The 19,489-nt window shown below is 34.4% G+C and carries 25 protein-coding genes; 7 read left to right on the top strand and 18 right to left on the bottom strand.

Going from position 1 to position 19,489, the window contains the following annotated elements:
* Positions 1–288: 288 nt before the first annotated feature.
* The 7 genes from AC3WSK_RS06430 to AC3WSK_RS06400 all read right to left on the bottom strand — a co-directional run bounded on the left by AC3WSK_RS06430 (position 289) and on the right by AC3WSK_RS06400 (position 5,216).
* Positions 289–459, bottom strand: coding sequence for a transcriptional regulator (locus AC3WSK_RS06430; RefSeq protein ID WP_079562331.1), 171 nt, complete (start codon positions 457–459; stop codon positions 289–291).
* Positions 460–931: 472 nt separating this feature from the next.
* Positions 932–1,081 carry a hypothetical protein gene (locus AC3WSK_RS06425; protein WP_004230023.1) on the bottom strand — a complete coding sequence of 50 codons (150 nt, stop codon included), beginning with the start codon at positions 1,079–1,081 and terminating at the stop codon, positions 932–934.
* A gap of 195 nt (positions 1,082–1,276) precedes the next feature.
* Complete coding sequence (locus AC3WSK_RS06420) at positions 1,277–1,807, bottom strand: hypothetical protein (protein WP_079562330.1); 531 nt, start codon at positions 1,805–1,807, stop codon at positions 1,277–1,279.
* A 205-nt stretch (positions 1,808–2,012) separates the two neighbouring features.
* On the bottom strand, positions 2,013–2,384 hold the full coding sequence (locus AC3WSK_RS06415) for a YxiJ family protein (protein ID WP_492413512.1): 372 nt from the start codon (positions 2,382–2,384) through the stop codon (positions 2,013–2,015).
* Positions 2,385–2,830: 446 nt separating this feature from the next.
* The gene (locus AC3WSK_RS06410) at positions 2,831–3,343 is read right to left on the bottom strand and encodes a DinB family protein (RefSeq protein ID WP_079562327.1); all 513 of its coding nucleotides are present in this window, start codon (positions 3,341–3,343) and stop codon (positions 2,831–2,833) included.
* Positions 3,344–3,447: 104 nt separating this feature from the next.
* Positions 3,448–4,410, bottom strand: a complete 963-nt coding sequence (locus tag AC3WSK_RS06405; RefSeq protein ID WP_079562326.1) for a tyrosine recombinase XerC — start codon at positions 4,408–4,410, stop codon at positions 3,448–3,450.
* A 392-nt stretch (positions 4,411–4,802) separates the two neighbouring features.
* Positions 4,803–5,216 carry a hypothetical protein gene (locus tag AC3WSK_RS06400; protein WP_079562325.1) on the bottom strand — a complete coding sequence of 138 codons (414 nt, stop codon included), beginning with the start codon at positions 5,214–5,216 and terminating at the stop codon, positions 4,803–4,805.
* Positions 5,217–5,294: 78 nt separating this feature from the next.
* Here AC3WSK_RS06400 and AC3WSK_RS06395 point away from each other — a divergent pair, with 78 nt between their 5' ends.
* The 3 genes from AC3WSK_RS06395 to AC3WSK_RS06385 all read left to right on the top strand — a co-directional run bounded on the left by AC3WSK_RS06395 (position 5,295) and on the right by AC3WSK_RS06385 (position 8,620).
* On the top strand, positions 5,295–6,785 hold the full coding sequence (locus AC3WSK_RS06395) for a circularly permuted type 2 ATP-grasp protein (protein ID WP_427484035.1): 1,491 nt from the start codon (positions 5,295–5,297) through the stop codon (positions 6,783–6,785).
* A complete protein-coding gene (locus tag AC3WSK_RS06390; protein WP_079562323.1) occupies positions 6,739–7,704 on the top strand; it encodes an alpha-E domain-containing protein in 966 nt (321 codons plus the stop codon). The genes AC3WSK_RS06395 and AC3WSK_RS06390 overlap by 47 nt, the downstream gene beginning before the upstream one ends.
* A gap of 61 nt (positions 7,705–7,765) precedes the next feature.
* Entirely contained in the window at positions 7,766–8,620 is an 855-nt protein-coding gene (locus AC3WSK_RS06385) for a transglutaminase family protein (RefSeq protein ID WP_079562322.1), read from the top strand.
* Positions 8,621–8,778: 158 nt separating this feature from the next.
* On the opposite strand, the gene bioF is transcribed toward AC3WSK_RS06385, so the two are convergent.
* The 11 genes from bioF to AC3WSK_RS06330 form a co-directional block, all read right to left on the bottom strand.
* A complete protein-coding gene (gene bioF, locus AC3WSK_RS06380) occupies positions 8,779–9,948 on the bottom strand; it encodes an 8-amino-7-oxononanoate synthase (protein WP_079562321.1) in 1,170 nt (389 codons plus the stop codon).
* 3 nt (positions 9,949–9,951) lie between these two features.
* Positions 9,952–10,683, bottom strand: coding sequence for a 6-carboxyhexanoate--CoA ligase (gene bioW / locus AC3WSK_RS06375; RefSeq protein WP_079562320.1), 732 nt, complete (start codon positions 10,681–10,683; stop codon positions 9,952–9,954).
* Positions 10,664–11,167 carry a hypothetical protein gene (locus AC3WSK_RS06370; RefSeq protein WP_079562319.1) on the bottom strand — a complete coding sequence of 168 codons (504 nt, stop codon included), beginning with the start codon at positions 11,165–11,167 and terminating at the stop codon, positions 10,664–10,666. Before AC3WSK_RS06370 ends, bioW begins: the two co-directional genes overlap by 20 nt.
* A 307-nt stretch (positions 11,168–11,474) precedes the next feature.
* Positions 11,475–12,023 carry a GNAT family N-acetyltransferase gene (locus AC3WSK_RS06365; protein ID WP_079562318.1) on the bottom strand — a complete coding sequence of 183 codons (549 nt, stop codon included), beginning with the start codon at positions 12,021–12,023 and terminating at the stop codon, positions 11,475–11,477.
* A gap of 111 nt (positions 12,024–12,134) precedes the next feature.
* A complete protein-coding gene (locus tag AC3WSK_RS06360) occupies positions 12,135–13,169 on the bottom strand; it encodes a C45 family autoproteolytic acyltransferase/hydrolase (protein WP_079562317.1) in 1,035 nt (344 codons plus the stop codon).
* A gap of 372 nt (positions 13,170–13,541) precedes the next feature.
* Positions 13,542–14,270, bottom strand: coding sequence for a 7-carboxy-7-deazaguanine synthase QueE (gene queE, locus AC3WSK_RS06355; RefSeq protein ID WP_079562316.1), 729 nt, complete (start codon positions 14,268–14,270; stop codon positions 13,542–13,544).
* On the bottom strand, positions 14,263–14,736 hold the full coding sequence (gene queD, locus AC3WSK_RS06350; RefSeq protein ID WP_079562315.1) for a 6-carboxytetrahydropterin synthase QueD: 474 nt from the start codon (positions 14,734–14,736) through the stop codon (positions 14,263–14,265). The genes queE and queD overlap by 8 nt, the downstream gene beginning before the upstream one ends.
* A 3-nt stretch (positions 14,737–14,739) precedes the next feature.
* Positions 14,740–15,399 (bottom strand): 7-cyano-7-deazaguanine synthase QueC, encoded by a 660-nt coding sequence (gene queC, locus AC3WSK_RS06345; protein WP_492413518.1) that lies wholly within the window; start codon positions 15,397–15,399, stop codon positions 14,740–14,742.
* Between the two features lie 444 nt (positions 15,400–15,843).
* On the bottom strand, positions 15,844–17,046 hold the full coding sequence (locus AC3WSK_RS06340; protein ID WP_492413520.1) for a YgiT-type zinc finger protein: 1,203 nt from the start codon (positions 17,044–17,046) through the stop codon (positions 15,844–15,846).
* Positions 17,047–17,171: 125 nt separating this feature from the next.
* Positions 17,172–18,059: a helix-turn-helix domain-containing protein gene (locus AC3WSK_RS06335; RefSeq protein WP_492413522.1), complete on the bottom strand. Its 888-nt coding sequence runs from the start codon at positions 18,057–18,059 to the stop codon at positions 17,172–17,174.
* Between the two features lie 35 nt (positions 18,060–18,094).
* Positions 18,095–18,289, bottom strand: a complete 195-nt coding sequence (locus AC3WSK_RS06330) for a hypothetical protein (RefSeq protein ID WP_492413523.1) — start codon at positions 18,287–18,289, stop codon at positions 18,095–18,097.
* A 184-nt stretch (positions 18,290–18,473) separates the two neighbouring features.
* On the opposite strand from AC3WSK_RS06330, the gene AC3WSK_RS06325 reads away from it, so the two are divergent.
* The 4 genes from AC3WSK_RS06325 (at position 18,474) to AC3WSK_RS06310 (ending at position 19,483) form a co-directional block, all read left to right on the top strand.
* Positions 18,474–18,704, top strand: coding sequence for a helix-turn-helix domain-containing protein (locus AC3WSK_RS06325; RefSeq protein WP_492413524.1), 231 nt, complete (start codon positions 18,474–18,476; stop codon positions 18,702–18,704).
* Positions 18,705–18,836: a hypothetical protein gene (locus tag AC3WSK_RS06320; RefSeq protein WP_492413526.1), complete on the top strand. Its 132-nt coding sequence runs from the start codon at positions 18,705–18,707 to the stop codon at positions 18,834–18,836.
* Positions 18,837–18,921: 85 nt separating this feature from the next.
* Positions 18,922–19,335 carry a hypothetical protein gene (locus AC3WSK_RS06315; protein WP_492413527.1) on the top strand — a complete coding sequence of 138 codons (414 nt, stop codon included), beginning with the start codon at positions 18,922–18,924 and terminating at the stop codon, positions 19,333–19,335.
* On the top strand, positions 19,310–19,483 hold the full coding sequence (locus AC3WSK_RS06310; RefSeq protein WP_492413528.1) for a hypothetical protein: 174 nt from the start codon (positions 19,310–19,312) through the stop codon (positions 19,481–19,483). The genes AC3WSK_RS06315 and AC3WSK_RS06310 overlap by 26 nt, the downstream gene beginning before the upstream one ends.
* The last annotated feature ends 6 nt before the right edge of the window (positions 19,484–19,489 follow it).

The following is a 19,489-nucleotide window of genomic DNA, read 5'->3' as shown; positions in this document are numbered from 1 at the left end:
TTACATTATAGTATTAGAAAAGCAGTTAATTCAACCCAAATATTAAAGCGGTTAAATCTATATTTAAATGATTTTTTTAGAACGGACTCGAAAACAAGGTCTTTTAACTCGTTTAATACACTTGTTTTGGAATATATTAAGTACTTTAGTCTATTTGTATGTTATGTTTAGCCTATTTATCTTTCAACCGAATAATTGTTACTTTTAGATACTTGAATAATTACTTCATTTATGATAAATATCTAAAATACCTTACTGTCATAACGAGGCAGTAAGGTATTTTATAAGCTAAGAGACTTCATATTCTATTGGACCTCCCAATGTTTTGGCTCGTTCATTGTAGGCATCAAGTTGCTCCTGAGATAAGTTCAACATATAATAGTGAAAATTGATGGGCTCCAAACCGTGTTTTTCACATACTTGTCGATAAAAATCATAGCCTTCGCGATATTTTGTCATCCTAATAACTTCCTTCCATTTGTGCAACTTCATAATAATAGTCTAATTGTTCTTGTGATAATTGATTTACATAATAATAGAAATTGATGTGTTCTAAATCAAATTGTTCACACTTCTTTCAAGCAATTTCGCCTTAGTGTAATTGATTCTGGATTTTGAATTGTGATCGCACAATTCATTCCTTTGAAAATCCGTGACATCACATCTTCAAAGGTGAATGTCTTCTACTGAATGAAGTTAAAATTTCGTATCCAATTTTATAATGAGACATTCGCATTATCCTCCACTTGTTATATAACAGATTAATTATTTTTTTAATAAAATATAACAGTTTCTTTACTATGTCAATGAATTATCTGATATTTCTTTCAAATAGTTGAAAGCCCAGTCCATTAAAGTTAGTATGGCTGGGCTTTTCATAAAATATTCACGTCGGCGTCCGTTATAATCACATCCTTTAATCTTAAACCTTTTAAATACCTAGTTGTTTTGCTTGCATATTATAAGCTGAAAGTTGCTGCTGTGATAACTGTAGCACATAATAGCGGAAAGAAATTGGCTCTAAACCATAACGCTCACACATCTCACAATAAAACTCATAACCATCACGATACTTTGACATTTGAATTCCTCCTAAAATTAAACTGTCTTATAACAGTTGTTATTATTTTTTATTAATATATAACAGATACTTCGTTTCGTCAAGCTTTACAATTTAAAAATATCCTTGAAGTATTACTTTAATGAAATAACAAAAGCCATTGTTTTGAAAAAGATTGATCAAAACAATGGCTCCCTTTATTTCAAATATAATACTTCAGGAAAGTACCTCTACCTTTACTTTTAGTTTTATATCTACAGGAGGCTCTTCCTCTGTTACACGGTAAGTTATGACATAAGCTCCTTTTGGAAATCCTTTAAATAACTTTTCAAAACTTTCGTTGCCGTTTAAAATACCATTTGCAATTATTGCTTCTTTATCTACATTTTGAATTTTGTAGTAAAACCTTTTTGTTCCAGTATTGGTTGCGGATATTTTAAATGGAAAATCCCACTCATAAGTAAAATATGATTTACTTTCACCAAGCGGAGACGCTACTTCTTCATTAATTACAATAGCGCGAGAACTTCCTGTTGATATATCGTCAGTTTCCTTATTAGTGATATCTACGACAACAGGTTCATCTTCTTTCTCCTTATGTGTTGTGCTATCCGAGACAACAGGTTCATTTTTTACAGCCTCTGAAGTTGCATTTTTAGAGGGTACTTCTGTTTTAGATGAAAATGTATTACACCCTGTTAAGAGTATAATAGAAGTACATAGAATAACTAACTTATAAATTCTCATAACTTCTCCTAACTAAAAATAGTAAATAATGATAATTATACCATAAAACGAAAAAAAGAAGTAAAGGCTCTTTGTCCTTTCCTTCTTTTCTATGTCGCTATATCTCGAGCGTCAGCAACAACACGATGCAGGTCAGTTAGCCTGCCTTATTAGTGATAAAGCGATTACACTATGAATATTGCATTGTTAGCTCAATATGAAATGCTTATGTAGTTAATAGTTGTAATAACAACTTTCTGGTTTGTTCAAAGATTTTATATTCCTGAAAGAAATCTTTATAGGCTTCAATTGTGTCTTCAAAAAAACGATATTGTTTATAGTAATCAAAGAAAGATTTATGTAACATCTCAATTTGATTTTCTGGGATGTTAGTTATGTTGTCTGCTAAAACATAGCTTAAAGTTCCAGCTATATTCATACAATAATCATTAAAATCAAACTTTAGTTCATTTTCTTCATCTGATAAAGTTAATAATTCTGCACGAAAATCTTGTTTTATTTTTTCCATATCTCTAGATGGAAATGGCTTTTCTAATTCGCTTTTAATTTCAGTAAGTTGTTTTAAAATACTTCCCATTTTTTTCTCCCTTTTTAAGTATGGTATTTATCATGTTTTTACCTTTAACCAACCAGCCTGCACAAATAGTTCATTAAAACATTTAGTCTCATTGTATTATACTAAATGCTCATCTAAAGTTTTTAAAATTTTTGTTTTTTAATTCCAAAAAGCATACGGTGAGTCTGATTTTTCAAAAAAACACATTAAAAAAGCCCGATTTCTCAATATTTATATCGAGAAATTGGACCATTCACCATAAATTTTTCAATAAACGGAAGATCATTTTAGGGATAAATATTAAAATGTTCCAGATTATTTCTAAAGCGATTGAATTTTTAATCGCTCTTATTAATTCTTTAATATAATATCGAGCTTCGCTTTTTTTCATTCTTTGTATTAATTCTTTAATATAATTTCGAGGTTTGCTTTTTTTCATTCTTTGTATTTAGTCTCCGGGAAGTACATTAGTGCTCAACTTTTATGAATGCTTTGATTTCTTTTATTTGTTCAATATGTCGTTGTTCATGAATAGAAATTAGTTCTATCCATTGATCGAGAGGTAGATCGCCAAGAAAAGGATGTTTATAGGATTTTTCTGTTAATAAAGATGGATCGTCAATTGTATCGAGGAATGTTGTGAATTTTCCTCTCGATTCGTCAAGTAACTCAATAATTTGCTGAACTGTAAATAAGTCTTCAGCTGGAACAACAAATTCCGGTGCTGGGACTTTCTTTGTTCTATCTGCGATAATAAGAATATTTTTACGTTCCGCTTGCTTACTATCTTCTTGTTTTAATGCCCACGCAATCAGTCTTATAAAAGATGCCTCTGTTAAAGTTAAGTGATGGCAAACTTGGGCTATACTCCAACTGTTTGCATCAGGCTTAGCATTGAATTGAGTATCACTTAATAATTTGATCTCCTCTACTAAATTGTTTCTTGTTTCACATAGTTGGTCATTAATTAATTGACTCATAAGCTACTCCCCTTATCAAACGATTTTTGATTCCTATTCTGTATATGTTCCATACCATGTAAAATATTCTATAGATGAAGTGATTTCCCTTTATATTTTGAAAATTATCTTGCTCGAACAATATTGAATGGATTGTTTTCGAGTACATGTTGCAGCTCTTCATTTTCAATATGTGTATAGATTTGTGTTGTTGCCACACTTGAGTGACCCAATATGTGCTGAAGACTTCGAATATCCGCTCCTGATTTATACATCATTGTTGCAGATGTATGTCGTAGCTTATGTGGCGTCAGTCGTTCTTTTTGGAGTCCAGATTGTTGATTAATCCGTTTAACGATTTTTGCCACGGTTTGACGAGTAAATCGTGTTCCTTTTTGTGAGATGAATAGGGGCTCCTCTCCCTCACCTTTATATGTTGTCTTGCCGCTATTTTCATAGTCTGTAAGTGCCTGTACACAGCTATCATTCAAATAAACAGTCCGCTCTTTATTCCCTTTCCCAACAACTGTTAAGTAGCGCCCTTGTATGGATGACTTATTTAGCTGGCAAAGCTCTGTTACACGAATCCCTAAATTTAAGAAAAACATCATCATACAGTAGTTTCTCGGTGAAGCACGATTTGGCTGGATCCCATCGATAAATTGCGTCGCTTCCTCGATATTCATATAGATAGGTCTTTTCCGTCCGATTTTTGGAGTTTCTAATTCATCTGCCGGATTTTCCTCTATAAGACGACGTTTTCCTTTTAAGTATTTAAAAAATGACTTCAACGTTGCTACTTTACGCGCTCTTGCTGATGCAGAATTTCCACGCTGTACCTCGCAATACTCCATAAACAAATATAAATCTTCTAATGTCATCTCACGAATTTCTTCTATTGAAATAGTAGAAATATCTATTCTCGTTAAATTTGATAGTTCATGATCATTTTGAATGGCTATGTAAAAACGGAAGAATAATGTCAAATCATATTCGTATTCTTTTCTAGTACGTTGAGACTTCCCTTTAATCGTCGTTAAATAAACTAGGAAATCTCTCATTATTTTTGGTAGCTTAGGCTTTTCCATAAAATCACCTCTATTTGCTCTATTTTACCACGAAAAAACGTTCCCAAATATAAATTTGGGAACTTTATGGTGAAAAAAATGATATTTTTTAATAAACGAAACATACGTTCTCTATTTAAGTAGTAAAAAAGATGATTCCCTTTTAGAAAGAAAATCACCTATTTTTAAAAGTTTTCATTTTTTAGGCATAAACCGAGAAAAAAATGAATATTTAAATCTAGTGGACTAAATGAACTATGCACCGTGAGACGATTCGAAAAATGAAAAGATGGGTAACTATACATGTCGATTCTTCTCACAACGCGCGTGGAATTATTTGGAATTTGCCGATTTTGGGCGCATTTTTTACCTGTAAGGCAACGAAGCGGCCATTAAGCCAGGACAAAATCTGTTTACGAAATAAAGATGCTATACGTCCCATCTACTTGTTTGGCTAAAGACCAATTAGTTGATAGCATACGTTGAAGTTTCTCGATTGTTTCCTCATTACAAGTTAAATGTTGGATGCCTGCTTCTAATAATTGATAATCCTTACCTTCTTCTAATTGGAAGTGAAGATATAGTAGACGTTGAATGCCTGGCAAAGTTACATATTTAATACGGTAGTTACCATGCAAAGCGTCCAAAAATAATTGTTCCCCTTCTTGAAAAAGTGCCATTGTTTCGGAAAATTCATAGTTTGGTACTTTTTCCTGCCAAACTGATAAATCCCCTGTTTGCAATGTGCGCACAATCTCCTCATTAGTAAAATCTAATTTCGAAAGCTTGTCTAGCTCATAAGCTTGCATTAAATTAATGGTTGTCATTTTTATATCTCCTTTAATATGTATTCATTTTTAGTGTAACACGTTTTCTCTACTACTTAAATTCGGAGGGCGATCCATATGATGAAGTTTTACGAATCTGGTTTGTTTTTTGATGAAATGTTAGATGGCAATCAACCGAAGCCTCATTATCGGTCTTTCCACCATAAGCTCAATGCATTCACAAAGGACCAATTAGAGGAAAAATATCAGCAAGCACAATCTAGTTTCCTTAAACAAGGCATTACATTTACCGTATATGGAGCACAAGGTGGAACAGAACGGACAATGCCCTTTGATTTTATACCTATTATTATTCCAAATGAACAGTGGCAAGAAATAGAAGCTGGGATGAAGCAACGTGTAAAAGCGTTAAATTGCTTTCTACATGATGTTTACCATGAACAATCTATTTTTGAAGATGGGCTTATTCCGAAAGAACTCGTTGAAAACAATCCGTATTATTATAAAGAAATGCTTGGTGTAAAAGTACCTATCGATAATCATATTTTTTTAGCTGGTATCGATTTGATTCGTGATGAAAATGGTGTTTATTACGTGTTAGAAGATAATTTACGCAATCCTTCAGGTATTTCCTATGTTTTTCAAAATCGATCTGTGATGAAGGAAGTGTATCCTGAATTTTTCTCTAAACATACGATCCAGTCACTCGACAAACAAATGACCTTTATGCAAAAGGCACTTCTTGCTCATAGACCGCCTTGTATGGAGCCAAATAGAGAACCTAAAGCAGTCCTTTTAACAGCTGGCATGTATAATTCGGCCTATTACGATCATGTTTTTTTAGCACAGCAGCTCAATATTCAGCTTGTTGAAGGCCATGATCTAGTGGTCCGAGATGATAAGGTGTACATGAAGACTATCTACGGTCTTGAACAAATCGATATTATTTATCGTCGAATTGATGATGATTTCCTAGATCCTGTTGTTTTTCGTGAAGATTCTTTACTCGGAGTTCCTCATATTATGGAGGCTTATAAAGCTGGAAATATTGCTATTTTAAATGCAGTTGGTAACGGTGTTGCTGATGATAAGGCGATGTATGCCTATGTACCTGATATGATTCGTTACTATTTGAATGAGGAACCTATTTTACGTAATGTGAAAACTTATCATCTTGCTGATCATCGACAGCTAGATTGGGTTCTTGAGCATATAAGAGAGCTTGTTATAAAAAATGTTAGTGCCTCTGGTGGCTATGATATGCTTATTGGTCCACATGCGAGTGATGAGGAAATCGCTATTTATAAAGAAAAAATTATGGAGAACCCACATCAATACATTGCACAACCAACGATTAGTCTATCTAGAGCACCAGCTTTCCAGGATGGAAGATTTTATCCTTGCCATGTCGATTTGCGTGTTTATGTGATGAAGGGTGAGGATATTTATGTGCTTCCTGGAGGTTTATCACGTGTAGCATTAAAAGAAGGATCTTTAGTCGTGAATTCTTCACAAGGTGGAGGAGCAAAAGATACGTGGATATTAAAGGAGGAATTACAATATGCTAAGTCGAGTAGCCGATGCACTATACTGGATGGCACGATATAGTGAACGATCACAATCGAATGCACATATATTACAAGTACAGCTGTTGAATATGTTGGAGCAATCTGGCAAAGAAAATGAATACATCGATCATTGGGAAGCGGTGTTGAATATTTGCGCCTCGAAGGAAGAATACTTGACCTTATATGAGTCGATTCGAGTTAATCCACTTATCGAATATCTACTCTTTTCTACTAATAACTGTAACGCTCTTCATGCTACTTTATGTGCCGTTAGAGAAAATGCACGTGTAACTCGAGATAGCATTCCCATTGAGCTTTGGGAATTGCAAAATGACTTTTATTTATCCTTACAGCAAGAACTAATGGAACGTGAAAGACCTATTCCACTTATCGTTCTTAACTCTTTTTTACAAAATGTTCGTAAAACTTCATTAACGGTAACTGGGCTTATCGAAGGCTCGATGGATCGAGATGTACCTTTTTATTTCATGCAAGTTGGGAAATGGTTGGAGCGTGCAGAAAAAACGATTCGTATGGCTTTAATTATACTGGAGCAACATAAGGAAATAGCCATCTCATTAGTAGAAGCGGACGGTTCGTTTTTACTTGATTTATCAGAGGCGACGGAGTCTTATTTACAAAAGCATCGCCAAACTAACTTACTATGTGTACTTCAATATTTATTACAAGATAAGCATTTCCCACGTTCAGTGATGTTTTGCTTACAAAAATTAGAGGAAGCATTTATTTGTTTAGAAAACGATCCGCTTTCAGCTAGATTTTTAGAGCTTCATGCTCCATTAGAAAATTTATTGTTTGCTATCATGAATATAGATGTTTGGAATAGTACTTTAGAAGAAACTATTTTATTCATGGAGGAAAAATTGTGTCAATGTATTGATTTAGGCAATACATTTTCAACAATATATCATTTATATGAACCCAGCGTACAACATTGAAAGGAATCAACGACAGCTCCCTATCAACAAGCAAGTCAGTAATTCAAAGGAAGCGGACACTATGAAATTCGAAATTCAACATACTAATATTTTTCAATATGAGTCTGAAGTCGATCAAAGCTTAAATACAATCCGCTTAAAGCCAAGAGGCGATGAGCGTCAGCGCTTATTATCCTATCGCATCGCCATTACACCTTCATCTTTAACGCGTGAGCATACAGATATATGGGGCAATACGGTTGGTACTTTTTATATACCAGAGCAGCATCAAGAACTTGAAATTCAAACGACCTCTATTGTCAGTATTCAACGTGCGCCATTTATTCATCGTATTCAATATTCACCAGAGATGCAGACGATTTTTCACTCGCAATTGTTTTATGAGCATTATTTGCCCTATTTAAAGTTTACACAATTTACGTATATGACGGAAAATCAGTTAGAGGAAGTATATCATGCCATTGGTCATGCTGAAAATCCTGTACTATTTTCATTAAATTTAATGCAATACTTATATTCGACTTTTGAATACGATCCGGATGCAACCGATGTGACGACAACGGCAAGTGAAGCCTTCGCCCTGAAGCGAGGTGTTTGTCAGGATTTCACACATGTCATGCTGGCGGTACTCAGAGCTAAAGGAATTCCAGCGCGCTATGTGAGCGGTTATTTATATGTGGATGAAAACTCCGCCTTGATTGGAGATATTGCAACTCATGCTTGGGTAGAAGTCATGATACCGGGAATCGGCTGGATTGGTCTAGATCCAACTAATAATGTTGAAGTATTAGAACATCACATTATTTTATGCATTGGCCGTGATTATTCCGATATAAGCCCTGTTGAAGGTGTTTATTCAGGTGGAAAGCATAATTTAACAGTTAAAGTGAGTGTCAAAGCATTGAATCATTTGTAACAAAAATGGGTACCGGTTTAAATTAAAACCCCTGATTCTTCTATCCTAAGCGGAAGAATCAGGGGTTTTGTTAAGAACTATTGTTTTGAAAATGAAAAATCTCAGTAATCCAACTGTTATTTACATATTTTCAACATTATTAAGTGTTATCAGACTTTTTATACAATACCCATTTCTTTTCCTATTTTCTTCAATTTATTGATAACTGTATTGAGCTGCTCCATTGTATGTGTTGCCATCACTGTAATCCGCAATCGGCTTGACCCTTTTGGCACAGTTGGTGGTCGAATCGCTGGAATAAAGACACCTTCATCCATAAGTTTCTCAGAAAATTGCACTGCTTCACGGGAATCTCCAATAAGAAGCGTTATAATTGGTGTTTCTCCCTCATTAACTACAAAACCGGATTTCTCCAATTTTAAACGTAAATACTTAGCATTATTCAGCAATTGTTGCCTTCGTTCGGGCTCATTTTGAATAATAGATATCCCTTCTCGCGCTGCTTCAATCGCACTTGGAGATAAACCTGTTTGGAAAATAAACGACCTAGCGTTATTTAATAAATAGTTCTTTGCAATTGCCGACGTCGCCACAAAACCACCCTCTGCACCAATCGCTTTACTCAATGTGCCTACTGTAAAATCAATCTCATCTTTCAATCCAAAATAATCAGCAGTACCACGACCAGCATTTCCTAAGACACCTGTCACATGCGCATCATCAATCATTATGTAAGCATTGTATTCCTTTGCTAGCGCAACTATTTCGGGAAGCGGAGCAATATCACCATCCATACTAAAGACGCCATCCGTCACGATTAACTTCTTTCCATCTCCACGTGATTGCTTCAATTTATGCTCTAAATCCACCATATCCGCATGTTCATATACAATAGTTTTTGCTTGACTAAGGCGACAACCATCTATAATACTCGCATGATTCCAAGCATCAGAAAATATAATATCCCCTGCCTTCATCACACTTGAAATCACGCCAATGTTCGCTAAATAACCACTGCTGAAAACAATGGCAGCTTCAGTTTTTTTAAAATCGGCAATTTCTGATTCAAGCTGTTCATGAATATCGAAATTTCCAGTTGTTAATCTCGAACCACCAGCTCCTGTACCGTATTTACTAATACCTTCAGATGCTTTCTTTTTCAATCGAGAATCTGTTGCAAGACCTAAATAGTTATTAGATGAAAAAAGCAAAAATTTCTTACCATTTATGATTACCTCGCTCTCATTGCCATTTGAAAACGAACGTAACTTCCTTGTCAATCCTTTCTCTTCTATTAATTGTAGCTCCCGTTGAAACCAATGATCCATTTTTTAATCCCTCCTAATGAGAACCGGTACGCTTTCTAAATAGTCTATATAAGATTCTAGTTCTACTTCATCGGACACAAAATAAACACGTCCCCCGCTTTCACAGCCCTCCCTTTTTAACGGTGTAATTCTGACATAACCAATGCCACGATTACTTACATATCCAGTCACGTAATCTGGATCATCAGACCAACATAATTCTGCAATTGTAAACGGAGAATTTGCCACTTTCGACGCCAGAGCCAACGCTTCACGTACACGCTCATTAAGGTCCCAAGTAGCATCTTGCCAATCGATTCGTGATACACGAACACCCTTTTGTCCTCGGTCGTCAAGCCGTAAGCCAGTTTTACTATTTAGGATGATTGCCCCACGGAGATTTTGATACCTACTAAGCTGATCAAAAGCAACATTCACTGCATGCTCCGAAACACCTAATGAGGTTAGTATTTTTCTTGCTTCACTATGGGCCTTGTCGATTGAAGCCGCCTCAACTGCCGTAATTTCTAAGGGAGGTATATACTGAATTTGATCAGGCGCTATTTTTTCAATGGTAATTTGAATAAAGTCAGCATCTCCACGTGAATGATTACTTGCTTTGTTCAATAACTGTTTTACAATTGGCTCTATCTGAGATTTACGACCTATCCGTTCACCACCGGATATATGCTTTTCGCCTAGTTCAGGATTTTTTTCAGCCGCACGCATTCGAATGCTATAACACGCTTTTAACATGATGATTACCTGCTACTTTCTTATTAATTGTATGTAACATTTTCGTTATGGGATAAACACTAACAGCTGTGATTATCATGCCTGGAATAGCCAAAACTAATAACGGTAAAAATGGAGTCCCTAACGTAAAAGCCAAACCAAATCGAGCAACCGTTGTTCCAATTGGGCCAGTCAAAACAAGTACCGGAATTGAAGTCCCAAATAAAACAATGAGTAGGCCTACAGTCAATCGGAAAATCAATGCGATCTCCACATTTAAGATTGAGTGTATACCTAGTAAAAATAAGATTAAACTTGCAATAATCCCCGCTAGAAAATATCGCTTAAACCCAAATACCGCTGCAATCGCAACTGCTATGGGTGCTGATAATTGAAATTCAGACCCAGGAATACCTGTTGGAATTTTAAACATACCTGTAACGATAATAAGACAAGCTAGCAATGAAATCTGAGCAAGATCATATGTAGAAAACTTTCGGACCATTTTATTCCTCCATGTTACTTTTTAAATTAACCTGAAATAACTTTATGTTATTTCCTCCTATTCTTAATTTGTGTTAACTTATATTTATATTAAGTTAACACAAATTAAGGTTGAAAAGTAGATAAAATGGTAGGATTTTTTATTAATTATGAAAATAGGTTTTGTTACTTATCAAATGTGTAAATAAAAACCCCTGATTTTTCTACGCTAAGCAGAAAAATCAGGGGTTTTATTAAAATCTATTGCTTTTTAATCTTCATATGAGAATGTATACAAGAAACATCTTCGTTCTTGTCACCTTATAAACTTACTTTGCGTTTATAAAGTAAACTAGATGATCAGTCCATTTGTCGTCCTCGAATATGAATCCTTTCCTCGTACATTCATACATCATTCCAACACTTTCTGCTAACTTTATAGATGCAATATTATCAAGGTTTATATGAGCTTCTATTCGATGATAATTTAATTTTTCAAACGCTAGATCTAAGGCAGCTTTTACTGCCTCTTTCCCATAACCTTTTCTCCAAAACTGGTTATGAATTGTATATCCGAACCTGGCCCATTGAAATTCTTCCCTCATAATTGTCGAAAAGTCTATAAAACCAATATGAGTATTATCTTCTTTTTTAAACACTCCAAATACATAGACTTTGTCATCTTCAGCCATTTGATGATGTTTAGTAACTAAATCACGAAACCATTCTTTCGTACAGATGCTCATATTTAGTTTACCTTGATCGTATTTATGTTGAGAAGGTAAACGATTTTCATATTGGGTTAGCCAAGAAGAATAATCACCTTCTTCAAGAAATCGAATCACTAATCTTTCTGTTTCAGTTCTTATTTTATTCAATCAAACACCTCATCTAGAATACTTTCTATTCTTCTATAGATTATTCGACATAAGGGAATTATTTCCTTCCTATTAAAATAGTATTTCCTAATTCAAATAGCATATGTCCTTTTATTTAGATTGATTAATTGTCCCTTTTATATATTCAGGTAGAATTAATGTCCCCTCCTTAAATTCTTTTAGTGAAAACATCATTGGTTCACAATTCCCACCAACTCCAAATATGATGCTCAAATCTTTTGGGGAATAGACAACTGTATGTAACGTCCCAAAGTACTCTTTATAATCTTTATAAAATATCGGAGAACTTTCATCATTAAAGTGACGATATGTACATATGGGTGATAAACTTTCCGATAATAAGGAACTCACATAGTCCTTCCTTTTTATCGATCCATGTACTTTTTTTCTGTTTTTCTCTCTCAATAGTTCTGACTCAAAGTGATTGGTACAAATAAGAGGATTTGTGAAATTTATGACCTGTTGTTGTGGAGAAGCTTCTACTATTACACTTTTTCCACTTTGATCTGTAATGGAGTAGTTGTAACAATATCCATGAGATATATTTGTGATGAATTTTAGCGCCTCTTCAATATTTGCACATTGTTCTAATAGCATTCTAACAATAGTCGTTGCAATAAAACCCTCTTCCTTATATTCATTATTCACAAAATGTAACCCTACAATGAGCCCCTTTTCATTCATCCCATCAAGTCTTCCAATTATTTGCTGACTAAAGCCTACGCTAGCATAGCCATCTGTAGGATTCGTCCATACAAGCCTCGCATCGTACATTTCCGGACTAAAATCATAGTTGCGTACATAATAGCCATCATTTACTAATGTAGTGCAACCCATTTGTGGAAATGCTACATCATAACCACTAAAAAGTTTAATAGTATTATTTATGTCCATAAGTAATCCTTCTGCCAAGCCGATCAGTTCTTGAAAAAGATTCGGTGAAACGTTCTTTATTATTTCCTTCGCCTTTTGTACATTTGAGTTAATATTCAGTTCCCCTAGCTCTTCCAATTGTTCTAAGGTCGGTAATGCCTTTAATTCTCCACCTTGTTCCAAGCCAAATTGATAATAATCTCCTCTCAATTCTACAATTCTAACGACTAACTCTTCATCGTTTTTATACATTTTTCGTTGCCCCCTCTTCCCAAATTGTGTGACCGGCAATAATAAATCGAGATAGTAAAGTCATTCCCTCGATGCCATTAGATTATGGAACCTGTAGTTCTTTCTTTCGATGAAATCCTGAATTTTCATCAACTTATTCAAAACATTATAGCGCCTTCATTCAATGCTACATCTTAAAGTTACTTTAAGGTCAAGAGGTAAATTTAAAAATAATTAGCTTGCTATGCATGCTCTCATCGCCACGAACAGATTACATCCATGCTGCTGGACGCACAAAAAAAGTATAGGCCATATTAGCCTATACTTTCATACCGTCGCAAGTTATCATAATCCTCTTCTAGAATTTGTCTTAATGCCATTTTTGTAATGGCACTATACCCCTCTTTTATTCCCCCAAACAAGTGCATGCAACTGTGGCAGTACTTTGACATTTCTTAATTCCTCATCCTTCATCACTCTATCAATCAGCGCATGATATTTATCTAATAAATGTGTAATTAATTGTGAATTGTCCGTCGTCGTGAGATCATCGTTACCGACTTGCAGATAAAAAGGAATCATTGGATAACGATGGTGAATTTGTTTAGCATACTCGTAATCCTCTTGATTAAAAACGACTATTTTAAGGGATACATGATGATTACTGTTTCGATTTTTAAGTTTTTCGAAGATTTCAGAGAGCACCGAATAATTTGTCGTCATACCAGAGCTAGGTGGCTTTGGGGAAATTGTCAACTCATCAATCTCATACATCCATTTTTGCCACCTACTTCCCTGTGTTTCCACCCCGACCTTTATGTCATTTTCTTTTAAAGTGGCAATGAGCCCCTCCAAATTTCGGATGAGTGCAGGGTTGCCTCCTGAAATCGTGACAAATGAAAAGCCGCTGCCTCCGAGACGTTTCAACTCAGACCAAATCTCTTCAGCTGTCATTTGGACAATAAGATGCTTTCCACTGCCATCCCACGTAAACGATGAATCACACCAAGAACAAGAATAATCACAGCCGGCAGTTCTCACAAACATTGTCTTTTGGCCAACTACCATTCCCTCACCTTGAATCGTCGGTCCAAAAATCTCGATAACAGGTATCTTACTCAACTTCCATCCACTCCCGTCTCGCTTCTGCATAACTAGTCGGAGTTTCGTATAGCCGAATAAACTCAACACGCGCACCGTCATATCTTTGTTCATCAAGCAAGGTCGCAGCCAGCTTTTCGTAAATCCAAACAACAATATTCTCTGCCGTCGTATTCATTGGTGGAAGCGTCTCATTTAAATAACGGTGATCCAAATGAATCTCTATTTTTTCTTTCCATATTCTTTTTATATCGCCAAAATCAATCATCAAACCTCGTTCATCTGTGTATCCACTCAGTCCTAATATTACGCGATACGTATGACCGTGCAGGTTTTTACATTTCCCTTCATAATTATGTAAATGATGAGCAGCATCGAAGGTAAATTCTTTACTTACGAGAACACGCTTTGCATGATAGTTCAATTGATTTCTTTGAATATCTACATCAAGTTTTTGGAGCTTATCGACGATTCTAAAATCTGACATGCCTTAAGACTCCTCCCTGTAACTCAAATACTCATCAAGCCCTTTTTTTCGCAGTTTACATGCTGGGCATTCACCACAGCCATCTGCTATTACACCGTTATAGCAAGTCAACGTTTTTTCCCGAACAAATTCAAGTGCTCCAAACTGATCAGCAAGCTCCCATGTCTGTGCCTTATTCAGCCACATCAACGGTGTATCAATAACAAAGGAATCATCCATCGATAAATTTAACGCTACATTCAAGGATTTAATAAAAACATCTCGGCAATCCGGATATCCGCTAAAATCCGTTTCACAAACGCCAGTTACAATATGCTTAGCTCCTACTTGGCTCGCTAAAACGCCCGCAAATGAAAGGAAGAGAAGATTTCGACCAGGTACAAAAGTCGATGGAAGCTCACCATTTTCTCCGTCTTCTACCTTTATGTCTTGTCGTGTCAATGCATTTGGAGCAAGCTGGTTCAGGAGTGACATATCAAGAATGTGATGCTTGACACCGAGCTCTTCTGCTATCGCCTTCGCACATTCAATTTCAAGATGATGCCTTTGACCATAATTAAAAGTTACAGCTTCAACCTCTTGAAAACGTTCTTTTGCCCAAAACAAACAGGTTGTGCTGTCCTGACCTCCACTAAATACAACAATTGCTTTTTCCTGCTTCATGTGTAAAAACTCCCTTGTTCCAAGAAAACAGCACTAGAAAAAGTACTGCTTCTTCATAGTTTTTTTTAGAGGGTAGCTAAATACCTCTTTCTTGATTGAACTATTCAATACCGTAGTTATCGGTAATCAATTTTTACTGAATTAAAATATTGTGTACTGTGGTTACCCAATAATGTTAAATCCGACAGTCATTCTTCATGGCTTCGGCCAGACATAAAAAAACCTCCTTGTAAAATGTTTCCCAACACTTTTCAAGAGAGGCTTCACCAATCGTTCTAATAAAACATAAGCAAACACATAAAAAAAAGCCACGTCCGATATGGACATATTAAAAAGCCTATATATCAATATTAAGTTCATTAATTGTTTACATTTTGTTTACCTTGCTTTTTTTAGACCACCCATCACGAAGAGGTCTTTTTTCTCTAAGAGAAATAGATTAAATTAATTTACTATAGCTTTAAGCGCTATATTTAATTCATCGAATAATACCTTAAGCTTTTCTATTAATTTTTTATAAATCTCCTTTGTATCAAAATGATTCAGTCCTAGTGTATCGGTTATGTTTTTCTTTAATTTATCTTCACGTTCAACTGAAAGTAAATGAAAATAAATAATTCTCATATCATTTAATAAATAAAGGGGTGAAATTAAATTTTTTATATTGGTAATTGATAAATACTTCATTAAGTATTCATAATATTTTATCGAACCCCAATTTTTATATTCCTTCGCTCTGTTGTTAGTATCGACATTTTCTTCATAAAATTTTTTAATCGATTTAATATTTACTGCTTCAATCAATATTTTATGTAGAGCACTTATAACAGGCTTTATCTCATTGTCACTATAAATAATTGGTTTCTTTATATCTTCAATTGCTTTTAGTATTTCTTGGTCTAAATGATGCAAATCTAAACTTAAATTAGATTTTAGTGTATCGTAAAATTTGTTTCTTAAATTTATTATTCGCCTTTCTATTATTGGTTCACTCCATATTACATTTAATTGAGCATCATAAAATTCTGTATGCATCAAAGTATGATCAGATTGGATATTGTGAATTTGAAGATAGCTAAGTGTATTACCATCTAGTTTATCCAAATCACCTAACCAAATTATTAAACTATTATTCTTATTGATACCAAAAGGGATTTCGAATTCATCTTTATAACCAAATGTTCCATAACTCTCTGAAAACAAATTCAATTCATAATCCGGATGATGCATGAAATAAATTAAAGCTTCTTTTTTAAAATATACAGGAGTTAAAAACCCATCATTAGTCATAGCTCCTAATCCTGGTATATTTTCATAATCTCTATAATCATATTTAAAGTTGTAATTTTTACAAAAATTACAATTTATATTTAATTCACGTGGAGTGATTTCACAACCAAATTTATTATTTTCCTTACATTGTTCATAAACATACATAATAATCTGTTTTGATTTAGATGTTAATATAGTGTTACTACAGCTTTGACATTCTAATTGTGGTAAATTATTTACCTTTATTAAATAACCATCTATTACGATTTGATAATCAATAAAATCTAATTCAACTTTATTATTACAGACTGGACATATATCAGTTGAAATATTCTCTATCAATTTTATAAATTCATCAATTGAAATATTTTGCAAAACACCATCTCCAAACCACCATTATTTTATACAATAATCATCTATTTCCATTTATTTTAACTGTATTTATCAATTTATACAACTTATCATCAAATATACCATCTCTAATAAATTCATTAAGAAACTCACCATTCAAGCCAATTTTCCATACTCGGTCTGCTATTTATTTGTGTACGATCATCACGTTCATTAAGCCAGTTATAAAACGGTACAGGACGTTCTCTATTTGGTGTTTCTTCTATATATGATGATTTACTAGACTTAATACTTAATCGCTCTACAGCTGTACTATATGCCCCTACGAATACTGCTCTTAATGTACTAGCAACCGTCAGTACACCCTCTTTTATATCCATGGCAATTTTGAATAGAACGGTCTTAGCTTTAATAAATTCATCAATAGAATTTACTTGTGAAGCTAAAACACATTTATGTAATTCATCTTTTAAGTCGTCTGCTAATGGCAGTGATTGCATGAAATCAAATAGCATAACCTGGTACTCGTTCATGTATTCTTTTTTCTTTTCAGCTTGCAAAGCTAATTCATTTTCTAGATTCATAATATTATTTGCTTGTTTAGAACTTAAAAGATTAAAAGAGTTAAATGCTTGATTCTCAGATTGTGGAGGACAAACCACGTCATTACTGGCTTCATCGACTGTCTCTCGTTGGGACACGCTCGATGGGACATAAGGTAAAATGCGATAAATACTAGCACCTTTTATGCCGTTTAATTTTGTTCCCGGCACTTTTTCAATAATACCTAACTCGGATAATTTCTTAATCGAACGATAAACTGTCTTAGTACTGATTTCCAATGCTGCAGCTATGGTACTCGCTTTTAAGTGACATACTCCTGGATGTTCTAAGCTGTGTGAAGCAAGCTTGAAAACGATGGCACGTTCACTTTCCGTTAAGTCATAGTAATGTACTTCTATGTGATTTTCGACAGTTGTGTCCATATCTGCTACTGAGTAAAATGTTGTGTATTGTGCTAGGTATTCGAACGCCACCGTTTTTCACCTCACTTTCTTGATTCTTATACCAATTACTTAAACTTTTCTTCTACAACTGCTAAATCTTCGTTAATGATTCCCAGTAACATAGTTGCAAACTCAACAACTTCACTGGATTCATTGTGCTTGATAGTTCCTTTCAAATGACCTTTCACCGTTGATAATACAAGTGCCTGTTCGAAGAAATATCTAGAACGTTCTTGCTCGAGTTTGAAATAGTTGTTCATTGGTTCCCCTCCTCATTTTTACACTTAAACGTATTTCATTTTCCTCAGATACATTTACCATGTAAAAAACACATCCTAATTACACAATAAACAATTAAAATATAAATGTCAATTACGAATTGTGTATCTGGATTAAATAATATATAATTAAAGTACACGAAATACATTTGAAGGAGTGTTTAATTTGGCAAAAGAAATTAAATTACGTTTGCGTGTTTTGCTTGCAGAAAAAGAATGGGAACAAAAAGATTTAGTCGAAAGAACAAATTTAACAAACCGAGCAGTTAGCGATTTATACAATGACAAAACAAAAAGTTATACCAAAAACACTATCAACGAGTTGTTGAATGCATTTGATATAACTGATATGAACGAATTATTTAAGATTTTGGAAGTAGAAAATGAGGAAAATTAAATGAACCGATTAGAAAAAGCAACAACTGAATTACTTGAAGAAGGTTATACAATTGAGGAAATTAAAGCAGCTTTTGAAGAAGCATTTAATAAAGCTATACAAACCGTAAATAATGAAGAAACAGATAACTAATATTGGTTGTCTGTCTTTTTTTATATGTACTTTTCCCTCCAAATTTCCTAGAATGGTAATTGGAAATGTAAGGGAGGATTTATAAATGAAAAAATTATTCTACATAGGAGCTATGTCGGCATTATTACTTGTCGCATGTGGAGAAGCTGAAAAGCCGATTCCCAAGAACGAAACGATTGAACACCCAAAACCTAGCGAACAAAAAATAGAGTATCCAACCCCAAAAGAAAATACCACTGAGCCGTCTGAAAAAGAAAATACAGTTGAAGAAACGAAACAGGCGCCAAATGGTGTGGATACTTCTTTCTTTACATACGCTAATTCTGTTGAAGTAATTGACAACCGCACTACTCAAAACAATTTACTTGTATGGATTGATTACTCTGCAGACTCAGAACCTGGTATGAGTACATTAAATACACTAAATCAAGCATTTGAATTTTTACAACAACCTGATGACAGGTACAGTTACGTTGGCAATTCGTATCGGAGATATTAAAGTAGCACAATTTAATGTAACGCCAGCGAAAGTAGATTTTAACAACACTGAACTAGGTATGGCTGATCTTGTAGTTAATGCTAGCGAGATTGAATACTTAAATGAAGGTGTAAAATCATTTGGACAAACAATGGAATTATGGAATTAAGGTTTC

The sequence above is a fragment of the Lysinibacillus sp. EB271-A1-10B genome, assembly GCF_058791335.1.
The sequence above is the reverse complement of the archived record's forward strand: the minus strand, read 5'-3'. Positions and strand labels throughout refer to the sequence as shown.